The 11,631-nt window shown below is 55.6% G+C and carries 9 protein-coding genes; 5 read left to right on the forward strand and 4 right to left on the reverse strand.

From position 1 onward, the window contains the following. The first annotated feature begins 16 nt into the window (after nt 1-16). The 3 genes from DEO48_RS14420 to speD all read left to right on the forward strand — a co-directional run bounded on the left by DEO48_RS14420 (nt 17) and on the right by speD (nt 2,144). Complete coding sequence (locus tag DEO48_RS14420) at nt 17-364, forward strand: YacC family pilotin-like protein (protein WP_014882582.1); 348 nt, start codon at nt 17-19, stop codon at nt 362-364. Between the two features lie 115 nt (nt 365-479). Further along, nucleotides 480-1,349 (forward strand): polyamine aminopropyltransferase, encoded by an 870-nt coding sequence (speE, locus tag DEO48_RS14425; RefSeq protein ID WP_023310424.1) that lies wholly within the window; start codon nt 480-482, stop codon nt 1,347-1,349. Beyond that, nucleotides 1,350-2,144, forward strand: a complete 795-nt coding sequence (speD, locus tag DEO48_RS14430; RefSeq protein WP_032649781.1) for an adenosylmethionine decarboxylase — start codon at nt 1,350-1,352, stop codon at nt 2,142-2,144. 31 nt (nt 2,145-2,175) lie between these two features. On the opposite strand, the gene yacL is transcribed toward speD, so the two are convergent. Then, nucleotides 2,176-2,538 carry a protein YacL gene (gene yacL, locus DEO48_RS14435; RefSeq protein WP_023310423.1) on the reverse strand — a complete coding sequence of 121 codons (363 nt, stop codon included), beginning with the start codon at nt 2,536-2,538 and terminating at the stop codon, nt 2,176-2,178. A 191-nt stretch (nt 2,539-2,729) separates the two neighbouring features. Then, on the reverse strand, nt 2,730-5,327 hold the full coding sequence (gene acnB / locus DEO48_RS14440; RefSeq protein ID WP_109845556.1) for a bifunctional aconitate hydratase 2/2-methylisocitrate dehydratase: 2,598 nt from the start codon (nt 5,325-5,327) through the stop codon (nt 2,730-2,732). A gap of 400 nt (nt 5,328-5,727) precedes the next feature. Here acnB and DEO48_RS14450 point away from each other — a divergent pair, with 400 nt between their 5' ends. Together DEO48_RS14450 and DEO48_RS14455 are read left to right on the forward strand one after the other, a co-directional pair. Then, a complete protein-coding gene (locus DEO48_RS14450; RefSeq protein WP_109845557.1) occupies nt 5,728-7,284 on the forward strand; it encodes a DUF3300 domain-containing protein in 1,557 nt (518 codons plus the stop codon). A gap of 10 nt (nt 7,285-7,294) precedes the next feature. Beyond that, entirely contained in the window at nt 7,295-8,086 is a 792-nt protein-coding gene (locus tag DEO48_RS14455; protein WP_109845581.1) for a DUF2950 family protein, read from the forward strand. Nucleotides 8,087-8,139: 53 nt separating this feature from the next. On the opposite strand, the gene lpdA is transcribed toward DEO48_RS14455, so the two are convergent. Together lpdA and aceF are read right to left on the reverse strand one after the other, a co-directional pair. Then, nucleotides 8,140-9,564, reverse strand: coding sequence for a dihydrolipoyl dehydrogenase (gene lpdA, locus DEO48_RS14460; RefSeq protein WP_003856313.1), 1,425 nt, complete (start codon nt 9,562-9,564; stop codon nt 8,140-8,142). Between the two features lie 175 nt (nt 9,565-9,739). Beyond that, nucleotides 9,740-11,626 (reverse strand): pyruvate dehydrogenase complex dihydrolipoyllysine-residue acetyltransferase, encoded by a 1,887-nt coding sequence (gene aceF, locus DEO48_RS14465; protein ID WP_109845558.1) that lies wholly within the window; start codon nt 11,624-11,626, stop codon nt 9,740-9,742. Nucleotides 11,627-11,631 lie beyond the last annotated feature (5 nt).

The following is an 11,631-nucleotide window of genomic DNA, read 5'->3' on the forward strand; positions in this document are numbered from 1 at the left end:
AGAAGTGGTAGAAGCAATGAAGACGTTTTTCAGGACAATTTTGTTCGGAAGCCTGATGGCAATGTGTGCGAACAGCTATGCGCTAAGTGAAAATGAAGCGGAAGATATGGCCGATTTAACGGCGGTTTTTGTATTCCTGAAAAATGATTGTGGCTACCAGAATTTACCCAACGGGCAGATTCGCCGCGCGCTGGTCTTTTTTGCCCAGCAAAACCAGTGGGATCTCAGCAACTACGACAGCTTCGACATGAAGGCGCTCGGTGAAGACAGCTACCGTGACTTGAGCGGTATTGGTATTCCCACTGCCAAAAAATGTAAAGCGCTGGCTCGCGACTCACTCAGCCTGCTCGCCTACGTCAAATAACCTTCCCGACGCCCCCTGTTGAACCTATAGCCGTGCAACCACGGTTATAGTTAGCTATCATGTTTCGCTCATTTTTTGTGAGCGTAACGGATGTTAACAAAGGAGGAGTCCGCGTATGGCCGACCACACGTTGTGGCATGAAACACTGCATGACCAGTTTGGTCAGTACTTTGCCGTTGATAACGTGCTCTATCATGAGAAAACCGATCACCAGGATCTCATTATCTTCGAAAACGCCGCCTTTGGCCGCGTCATGGCGCTGGACGGCGTGGTGCAAACCACCGAGCGCGACGAGTTCATCTATCATGAGATGATGACCCACGTCCCGCTGCTGGCGCACGGTCACGCGAAGCATGTCCTGATTATCGGCGGCGGCGACGGCGCAATGCTGCGTGAAGTGTCCCGCCATCGTTCCATTGAAACCATCACCATGGTGGAAATCGATGCGGGCGTCGTCTCTTTCTGCCGCCAGTACCTGCCCAATCACAATGCCGGTAGCTATGACGATCCGCGCTTTAGCCTGGTGATTGACGACGGCGTTAACTTTGTTAACCAGACCTCGCAGACCTTTGACGTTATTATCTCCGACTGCACCGACCCTATCGGCCCCGGCGCGTCGCTGTTTACCTCCTCCTTCTACGAAGGCTGCAAGCGCTGCCTGAACCCGGGCGGGATCTTCGTCGCACAAAATGGCGTCTGCTTCCTGCAGCAGGATGAAGCGCTCGACAGCCATCGTAAGCTGAGCACCTATTTCGATGACGTCAGCTTCTATCAGGCGGCCATTCCGACGTACTACGGTGGGATCATGACCTTTGCCTGGGCGACCGATAACGACGTATTACGCCATCTCTCCACCGAAATTATTCAGGCCCGCTTCCATCAGGCCGGTCTTCAGTGCAGATACTACAATCCGGCTATCCATACCGCAGCGTTTGCTCTGCCGCAGTACCTGCAAGACGCATTATCCACTAAGGGGGTGAGCTAATTGAAAAAGCTTAAACTGCATGGCTTTAACAACCTGACGAAAAGCCTGAGTTTTTGTATTTACGATATCTGCTATGCCAAAACAGCGGAAGAACGCGATGGTTACATCGCCTATATCGACGAACTCTACAACGCCAACCGTCTGACCGAGATCCTGTCAGAAACCTGTTCCATTATCGGCGCAAACATCCTGAACATCGCCCGACAGGATTATGAACCTCAGGGCGCCAGCGTGACCATTCTGGTCAGCGAAGAGCCGGTCGACCCGAAGCTTATCGACAAAACGGAACATCCGGGCCCGCTGCCGGAAGTGGTCGTGGCCCACCTCGATAAAAGCCATATCTGCGTGCACACCTACCCGGAGAGTCACCCGGAAGGCGGGCTGTGTACGTTCCGCGCCGATATTGAAGTCTCGACCTGCGGCGTGATTTCCCCGCTGAACGCGCTGAACTATTTAATCCACCAGCTGGAATCGGACATCGTCACCATTGATTACCGCGTGCGTGGTTTTACCCGCGATATCAACGGCATGAAGCATTTCATCGACCACGAGATCAACTCCATCCAGAACTTTATGTCCGAGGACATGAAATCACTGTATGACATGATGGACGTGAACGTGTATCAGGAAAACATCTTCCATACCAAGATGTTACTTAAGGAGTTTGACCTTAAGCACTATATGTTCCACACGAAGCCGGAAGATTTGAGCGAAGAAGAGCGTAAGGCGATTACTGACCTGCTCTGGAAAGAGATGCGCGAGATTTACTACGGCCGCAATATTCCGGCCGTGTAAGAGCAAGCCGGAGCATGGATGCTCCGGTCTTTTATTTCTGTTTCATAAAGTCGCGGTAGGCATTTACCACCTGAAGGAAATCCTCTACGCCGCACATCGACAGGCTCTCTTCGTCGTAGTAGCTCATCCCCTCTTCCATCTCGTCACCTGAAAACTCGAGCTGGTTGGCACGCACCATGACCTCTTCACCGTCCATCCACAGCGTATATTCATGCCCGGCGCGCTGCCAGGATCGTTCACTGCCTTTCACCGTATTTGCCGCCTGTTCAACTTCATCAAGAAGTGCGAGATTTTCTTTCACCTCTTCGTTAAACCAGTGTCCAACGGCTTCGTGGCCCATCGACATACGCACTTTCACCACTCCGGTGATGTCGCGCAGAAATTCGTAATCCATAGTGTTTTCCTCTGCAAAGCCATTACGGTAATTATCGCAGCAGCGAGGAAGAAAAAAAGCGGGAGAGGTGGGAGGAATGAAAATAAAAAAGGTGAGAGCAAGACCCTGCGGCCTGATACCCTCACCCCGTCCCTCTCCCACGGGAGAGGGTGCAAACACTAAAAACCGTCTCGTAGAGACGGTTTTGCTGTTTATACCGCCGTCTGGAAGATAACCCCGTCGGCCTTCTCGGTGTACTGAGAAAGCTGGTCGAAGTTCAGATAGCGATAGGTATCCACCGCGGTCTTATCCACCTGAGCCACAAAGGTCTGGTACTCTTCCGGCGTTGGCAGTTTGCCAATCAGCGCCGCAACCGCCGCCAGCTCCGCAGAGGCCAGGAAGACGTTCGCACCGGTACCTAAACGGTTCGGGAAGTTACGGGTAGAGGTGGAAACCACCGTCGCACCGTCGGCTACGCGCGCCTGGTTGCCCATGCACAGGGAACAGCCAGGGATTTCGATACGCGCACCGCTCTTACCAAACACGCTGTAGTAGCCCTCTTCGGTCAGCTGAGCCGCGTCCATACGGGTTGGCGGCGCCACCCACAGACGGGTTGGCAGCTGGCCTTTGTGGGTATCCAGCAGTTTACCGGCAGCACGGAAGTGACCGATGTTGGTCATACAGGATCCGATGAACACTTCGTCGATCTTCTCGCCCTGAACCTCAGACAGCGGACGCGCGTCGTCAGGATCGTTCGGTGCACACAGGATTGGCTCTTTGATATCCGCCAGATCGATGTCGATCACCGCCGCGTACTCTGCGTCAGCATCGGCTTCCAGCAGCTGCGGATCGGCCAGCCATTTTTCCATGCCCTGGATACGACGCTCCAGCGTACGACGATCGCCGTAGCCTTCTGCAATCATCCACTTCAGCAGCACGATGTTAGAGTTCAGATACTCAATAATCGGCTCTTTGTTCAGCTTGATGGTACAGCCCGCCGCAGAACGCTCGGCGGAAGCATCGGTCAGCTCGAACGCCTGCTCCACTTTCAGATCCGGCAGACCTTCAATTTCCAGAATGCGGCCAGAGAAGATGTTTTTCTTCCCTTTCTTCTCAACGGTCAGCAGGCCCTGTTTAATCGCATACAGCGGGATCGCGTGAACCAGGTCGCGCAGGGTGATACCCGGCTGCATTTTACCTTTGAAGCGCACCAGCACCGATTCCGGCATATCCAGCGGCATCACGCCCGTCGCAGCAGCAAACGCCACCAGACCGGAGCCCGCCGGGAAGGAGATACCTATTGGGAAACGGGTATGGGAGTCACCGCCGGTACCGACGGTATCCGGCAGCAGCATGCGGTTCAGCCAGGAGTGGATGACGCCGTCACCCGGACGCAGGGAAACGCCGCCGCGGTTCATGATGAAGTCTGGCAGCGTGTGGTGCGTGGTCACGTCAACCGGCTTCGGATAGGCCGCCGTATGGCAGAAGGACTGCATCACCAGGTCAGAAGAGAAGCCCAGGCACGCCAGGTCTTTCAGTTCGTCACGGGTCATTGGACCGGTGGTGTCCTGAGAGCCCACGGAGGTCATCTTAGGCTCGCAGTACGCGCCAGGACGAATACCGGCGACGCCGCACGCGCGGCCCACCATTTTCTGTGCCAGAGAATAACCGCGGTTGCTTTCAGCAACGTCTTTCGCCTGACGGAAAACGTCAGAGTGCGGCAGACCCAGCGCTTCGCGCGCTTTGGTAGTCAGGCCACGACCAATGATCAGCGGGATACGGCCACCGGCGCGCACTTCGTCGATCAGCACGTCGGTTTTCAGCTCGAAGCTTGCCAGCAGCTCGTTGGTTTCGTGGTTACGCACTTCGCCTTTGTACGGGTAAACGTCAATTACGTCGCCCATGTTCAGGTTAGAAACATCCACTTCGATCGGCAGTGCGCCCGCATCTTCCATGGTGTTGAAGAAGATTGGCGCAATTTTGCCGCCGAGGCACAGGCCGCCGCCGCGCTTGTTTGGCACATGCGGAATGTCGTCGCCCATGAACCACAGCACGGAGTTGGTTGCGGACTTACGGGAAGAACCGGTACCCACAACGTCACCCACATAGGCCAGCGGGAACCCTTTTTTCTGCAGGGCTTCGATCTGTTTGATCGGTCCGACGCTGCCCGGCTGATCCGGCTCAATACCTTCACGGGCGTTTTTCAGCATCGCCAGGGCGTGCAGAGGGATATCCGGGCGAGACCACGCGTCCGGTGCCGGAGAGAGGTCATCGGTGTTGGTTTCACCGGTCACTTTAAAGACGGTAACGGTGATTTTTTCAGCCAGCGCTGGGCGGTTCAGGAACCATTCGGCATCAGCCCAGGACTGCATCACCTGCTTCGCATAGACGTTGCCCGCTTTGGCTTTTTCTTCCACATCGTAGAAGTTATCGAACATCAGCAGCGTGGAAGAGAGCGCTTTAGCGGCAATCGGTGCCAGCTTGTTGTTATCCAGCGCGTCAATCAGCGGGTGAATGTTGTAACCACCCTGCATGGTGCCGAGCAGTTCAATGGCTTTTTCAGGAGTAACCAGTGGGGAGGTGGCTTCGCCTTTGGCGATAGCAGCAAGGAATCCGGCTTTTACGTAGGCAGCTTCATCTACGCCAGGCGGTACGCGGTTGATCAGCAGATCTAACAGGAATTCTTCTTCGCCCTTAGGCGGGTTCTTCAGCAGCTCGACGAGCGCGGCCATTTGGGTTGCATCTAAAGGTTTGGGTACAATTCCCTCGGCGGCACGTTCTGCTACGTGCTTACGGTATTCTTCTAGCACGACGGTTCTCCTCGCTCTCATTGTCATATGCGGCGGGCGTTCTCTTCACGCTCCTGTGAGACAGCAGTTTGTAGGGTAAATGCCCGATACCGCGTCGGGCAGCATAGCAGGATTTCTGCACAGTGTTAATCCGTTTACAAAAAAGCAACATTAAAAAATTTGCTGAATCGTTAAGCATGGTGTAGCGGGGATTCAGGGCATCTTTTTTGCGGTATCTTCTGCACCGTGACGCTTCAGTTTTTTCTTCATCAGATATAATTGTGTAATAAATACTCACACTCTTTATCCGGACGTCCCGGACGCTTCCCAATAAAAGTCAAAACAGTAAAAGACGGGCGAATAATACTCACGCCAACCGTAACGCCTCACGGCACAGCGCTTGTCTCGTTGGAGTCATTTTATGAAGTTGCCCTTTAAGCCACATCTGCTCGTCCTTGTGTGCAGTGCCGGGCTGTTTGCCGCCTCGGGCGTCATGTTTGTCAAAGGCCGCGCCACGGAGCCCGCTGCGCCAGCCGCCGTCACACAACAACCGGCTGCACCAGCGCCTGCAGCAGCCCAGCCCGCCCCTGCTGTCGCGCCAGCCTATACTGCCGCGCAAATCGATCAGTGGGTCGCCCCTGTTGCGCTCTACCCCGATGCCCTGCTGTCGCAAATTTTAATGGCGTCGACCTATCCGGCCAACGTGATCCAGGCCGCTCAGTGGTCCAAAGACAACCCTAAAATGGAAGGGGACGCGGCGATTCAGGCCGTTGCCAGCCAGCCCTGGGATCCCAGCGTAAAATCGCTGGTCGCGTTTCCTCAGCTTATGTCCCTGATGGGTGAAAACCCGACGTGGGTGCAAAATCTGGGTGATGCGTTTCTCGCGCAGCCGAAGGACGTGATGGATTCCGTTCAGCGCCTGCGCGCGCTGGCGCAGAAGGCCGGCGCTTTACAATCCACGCCCCAGCAGACGGTCACCACCGTGACAAAACCGGCGCCAGCGAAAACCAGCACCGCTGAGGCAACGACAACCACGACGTCCGCGCCCGCCCCAACGGTAATCAAAATTGAATCTGCCGACCCGCAGGTTGTTTACGTCCCCACCTATAACCCCAATACGGTTTACGGGACCTGGCCAAACGCCGCCTATCCGCCCACCTATCTCCCGCCTTCACCCGGGGAGCAGTTTGGCAACAGCTTCGTAAACGGTTTAGGCTTCAGCCTGGGCGTCGCCACAACCTATGCCATCTTCAGCAGCATCGACTGGGATGATGACGATGACTGGGATCATCACCATGGCGACTGGGATAATCACGGCGGCTATAACCGCAACGGTGATAACAATATCAATATCAACGTTGAGAACTTCAATAAAATCAGCGGACAGCGCCTGACGGACGCCAACCGCACCTGGCAGCATAACCCGGCCTATCGGGAAGGCGTGCCCTACCCGACTAACCAGCTCAACACTCGCTTCCACGCCACCAACGCGGCGACAGGGCTCAGCTCAACGCAGCAAAAACCGGTTAATCGCGATAGCCAGCGTCAGGCCGCGCTGAGCCAGATGGAGAAATCCACGGGCAAAACCTTCCCCCAAACGGCGCGCACCGGAACGAAAGACGTGCAGCGTCAGGCCTCAGGCGAACAGCTGAAGCAGATTTCGCAGCGTAATAACTACCGCGGCTACGACACCAAACCGCAGACGGCGAAGCGTAGCACCGCGCAGCAGCGAGAAAACCGCCAGACCACCGCCCAGAGACAAGAGAAGCGGGCTTCGCAGCCCGCGCAGCAACGCTCTCTCCAGCAGCGAAGCAGCCAACCCCGGGCCAATGCGCTGAGCGGTAACGACAGCCGCTCCGCAAACTGGCAGGCGCAGCAGCAGCGCGGTGCGCAAAGCAGACAGCTCGCTGCGCGCCAGCAGCAGCCACGTCAGGCGTCTGGTGGACGTGCTGAACGCCGTGAAATTCGACATCGCTAAGGGAACCGACATGAAACGTAAACTACTCAGCGGAATGGTGTTATTTATGCTTTCGGCCCCGGTGATGGCGCAGCAGTCTTTTAGCACACCCGCTCAGGCAACCGATGCGCTGACCAAAGCCATCAGTGAGCAAAACGAGAGCGCGATGACCGACCTGCTTGGAGAGAACTGGCGCGATTTTCTGCCCCCTGAGGGCGTTGATCCGGATGCTGTCGATCGCTTCCTGCGCGACTGGAACGTCCGTCATACCACGGTTGTCGAAGGAGATAAGGCGCATCTGGTTGTCGGAGACAACGGCTGGCAGCTTCCCATCCCGGTGATCAAAACCTCTGCAGGCTGGCAGTTCGACATCAAAGAAGGGGCTGAAGAGATCCTGACCCGTGAAATCGGGCGTAACGAGCTCGCCGCCATTGAAGCCTTGCATGCCTATGTTGATGCGCAGCAAAGCTATTTTGCGATGAACCAGAAATACGCGCAGAAGATTGTCAGCTCGAAAGGCAAAAAAGACGGTTTGTACTGGCCAGCCTCGCCCGGCGAAGCGCCCAGCCCGCTCGGTCCGGCATTTAGCCCGAAAGAGCCGGGCACCGGCTATCACGGCTATCGCTTCCGCATCCTGCCGGATAATCACGGTTTCGCGATGGTTGCCTGGCCGGTCAGCTATGGTCAGACGGGCGTAATGAGCTTTGTGATAAACCAGGACGACAAGGTGTACCAGTCCGATCTCGGCAGCGATTCAGAGCAGAAAGCCCGGGCGCTAGCCGCCTATAGCCCTGATAAAAACTGGCAGCCTGTGGCACCCTAAACGCAGCGCATAAAAAAAGCGGCCATTGGCCGCTTTTTTTCATCTGAAGAAACTTATTTCTTCTTCGCTTTCGCGTTTGGCAGGTCGGTGATGCTGCCTTCAAACACTTCTGCCGCCAGGCCCACGGACTCGTGCAGAGTCGGGTGAGCGTGGATGGTCAGCGCGATGTCTTCAGCGTCACAGCCCATTTCGATAGCCAGACCGATTTCACCCAGCAGCTCGCCGCCGTTGGTACCGACAATCGCACCACCGATGACGCGGTGAGTCTCTTTGTCGAAGATCAGTTTGGTCATACCGTCAGCGCAGTCGGAAGCGATAGCACGGCCAGAAGCAGCCCACGGGAAGGTGGCGGTTTCGTAGCTGATGCCTTTCTCTTTCGCTTCTTTCTCAGTCAGACCGACCCATGCAACTTCTGGCTCGGTGTACGCGATAGATGGAATGACTTTCGGATCGAAGTAGTGCTTCATGCCGGCGATAACTTCAGCGGCAACGTGACCTTCGTGAACACCTTTGTGTGCCAGCATTGGCTGACCGACGATATCGCCGATAGCAAAGATGTGCGGCACGTTAGTGCGCAGCTGCTTGTCAACGCGGATAAAGCCACGGTCGTCCACTTCCACGCCAGCTTTGCCCGCGTCGAGGTTTTTACCGTTCGGCACACGGCCGATAGCCACCAGCACGGCGTCGTAACGCTGCGGTTCGGATGGGGCTTTTTTGCCTTCCATGGAAACGTAAATACCGTCTTCTTTCGCTTCAACGGCAGTCACTTTGGTTTCCAGCATCAGGTTGAATTTCTTGCTGATGCGTTTGGTGAAGACTTTAACGATGTCTTTGTCGGCAGCCGGGATAACCTGGTCGAACATTTCAACCACGTCGATCTCTGAACCCAGCGCATGGTACACGGTACCCATTTCCAGACCGATGATACCGCCGCCCATGACCAGCAGACGCTTAGGAACGGTTTTCAGCTCCAGCGCATCGGTGGAATCCCACACGCGTGGATCTTCATGCGGAATGAATGGCAGTTCGATTGGGCGAGAGCCTGCCGCGATGATCGCGTTGTCGAAGTTGATCACGGTTTTGCCGTTTTCGCCTTCCACTTCCAGGGTGTTCGCACCGGTGAATTTACCCAGACCGTTTACCACTTTCACTTTACGGCCTTTGGCCATACCCGCCAGACCGCCGGTCAGCTGAGTGATAACTTTCTCTTTCCAGGTACGAATTTTGTCGATATCGGTTTTCGGCTCGCCGAAGACGATGCCGTGTTCAGCCAGCGCTTTGGCTTCTTCGATAACTTTCGCCACGTGCAGCAGCGCTTTAGAAGGGATACAGCCGACGTTCAGACAAACACCGCCGAGGGTGCTGTAACGTTCTACGATGACGGTTTCCAGACCTAAATCCGCTGCACGGAATGCTGCGGAGTAACCTGCCGGGCCTGCCCCAAGTACTACGACCTGAGTTTTGATTTCTGTGCTCATCATGACCTCTTAATTTATACCCGTCGTCCACCGGGTCGTTCTATCCGCCCGCAGTTTACAAAATTGTTAACAATTTTGAAACAACAAACGGCTCACGAATTGTCGCTTTCGCCAATAACCTCACAAACACCATGAGATTATCAGAAAAAAGCCGGCCGACTGGCCGGCTTTTCGATTACATCACCAGGCGGCGAATGTCGCTCAGCATGTTGTTGATGATGGTGATGAAGCGCGCACCATCAGCACCGTCGATCACGCGGTGGTCGAAGGACAGAGAGATTGGCATCATCAGACGCGGCACGAACTCTTTGCCGTTCCACACCGGCTCCATCGCGGACTTGGACACACCGAGGATAGCCACTTCCGGCGCGTTCACGATCGGTGCAAAGTGGGTGGTACCCAGGCCGCCGATGCTGGAGATAGTGAAGCAACCGCCCTGCATTTCGCCGGCAGTAAGCTTACCATCACGCGCTTTCTTGGAGATCACGGTCAGTTCACGGGACAGCTCAGTGATGCTCTTCTTGTTCACGTCTTTGAAGACCGGAACAACCAGACCATTTGGCGTATCAACCGCAACACCGATGTTGATGTATTTCTTCAGCGTCAGCTTCTGGCCGTCTTCGGACAGGGAGCTGTTGAAGCGTGGCATCTGCTCAAGGGCAGCAGCAACGGCTTTCATGATGAAGACTACTGGGGTGAATTTCACGTCCAGTTTGCGCTTCTCAGCTTCAGCGTTCTGCTGTTTACGGAACGCTTCCAGATCGGTGATATCGGTTTTGTCGAAGTGCGTAACGTGCGGGATCATCACCCAGTTACGGCTCAGGTTAGCACCAGAGATTTTCTGGATGCGGCCCAGCTCCACTTCTTCGATTTCGCCGAACTTGCTGAAGTCCACTTTCGGCCATGGCAGCATGCCCGGGATACCGCCGCCAGCGGCTGCAGCAGGTGCAGCTTCGGCGCGTTTCACCGCGTCTTTCACGTAGGTCTGAACGTCTTCGCGCAGGATACGACCCTTACGGCCGGTTCCTTTCACTTTCGCCAGGTTCACACCGAACTCGCGCGCCAGGCGACGAATCAGCGGGGTAGCGTGGACGTAAGCGTCGTTTTCAGCGAACTCAGATTTTTCTGCTTTAGCAGCAGGGGCAGCGGCTGGTTTAGCAGCCTGCGCCGGTGCAGCAGCAGGGGCTGGAGCAGCCGTGGCAGCCGGAGCTGCGGCAGGCGCAGCGCCTTCCACTTCGAAGACCATGATCAGAGAGCCGGTAGACACTTTGTCGCCGGTGCTGATCTTGATCTCTTTAACGGTACCCGCGAACGGCGCCGGCACTTCCATAGAAGCTTTGTCGCCTTCGACGGTGATCAGTGACTGTTCAGCGGCAACTTTGTCGCCCACTTTCACCATCACTTCGGTCACTTCAACTTCGTCACCGCCGATGTCCGGTACATTAACGTCTTTCGCACCGCCAGCAGCTGCTGGTGCAGCAGCCGGAGCCGGAGCAGCGGCCTGCGCAGGCGCAGCACCCGCCACTTCGAAGATCATGATAAGCGACCCGGTAGACACTTTGTCACCGGTGTTGATCTTGATCTCTTTAACGGTACCCGCAAACGGAGCCGGCACTTCCATAGAGGCTTTGTCGCCTTCTACGGTGATCAGTGACTGCTCAGCCGCAACGGTGTCGCCCACTTTCACCAGGATTTCAGTGACTTCAACTTCGTCACCGCCGATGTCAGGCACGTTCACTTCTTTTGCTGCTGCGGCAGCTGCTGGAGCAGCGGCGGCCGGAGCAGCTTCTTTCTTCTCTTCCTGCGCAGGTGCAGCAGTTGCTGCACCGTCGGCGGAATCGAAAATCATGATCAGTTTACCGGTCTCGGTTTTATCGCCAACAGAGACTTTGATCTCTTTAACGATGCCAGCCTGAGGAGACGGGACTTCCATAGAGGCTTTGTCGCCTTCTACGGTGATCAGCGACTGTTCAGCTTCAACTTTGTCGCCTACTTTGACCAGGATCTCGGTGATTTCAACTTCATCAGCCCCGATGTCCGGTACATTGATTTCGATAGCCATTATTC

The organism is Enterobacter sp. CGMCC 5087, from assembly GCF_003144775.1.
Taxonomy (GTDB): domain Bacteria; phylum Pseudomonadota; class Gammaproteobacteria; order Enterobacterales; family Enterobacteriaceae; genus Enterobacter; species Enterobacter cloacae_M.

Excerpts from the sequence above, each read along its gene's own strand:
- DEO48_RS14420 (WP_014882582.1), top strand. The coding sequence starts at position 17 with ATGAAGACGTTTTTCAGGACAATTTTGTTCGGAAGCCTGATGGCAATG.
- speE (WP_023310424.1), top strand. The coding sequence starts at position 480 with ATGGCCGACCACACGTTGTGGCATGAAACACTGCATGACCAGTTTGGT.
- yacL (WP_023310423.1), bottom strand. The coding sequence starts at position 2,538 with ATGGATTACGAATTTCTGCGCGACATCACCGGAGTGGTGAAAGTGCGT.
- DEO48_RS14450 (WP_109845557.1), top strand. The coding sequence starts at position 5,728 with ATGAAGTTGCCCTTTAAGCCACATCTGCTCGTCCTTGTGTGCAGTGCC.
- DEO48_RS14455 (WP_109845581.1), top strand. The coding sequence starts at position 7,295 with ATGAAACGTAAACTACTCAGCGGAATGGTGTTATTTATGCTTTCGGCC.
- lpdA (WP_003856313.1), bottom strand. The coding sequence starts at position 9,564 with ATGAGCACAGAAATCAAAACTCAGGTCGTAGTACTTGGGGCAGGCCCG.
- aceF (WP_109845558.1), bottom strand. The coding sequence starts at position 11,626 with ATGGCTATCGAAATCAATGTACCGGACATCGGGGCTGATGAAGTTGAA.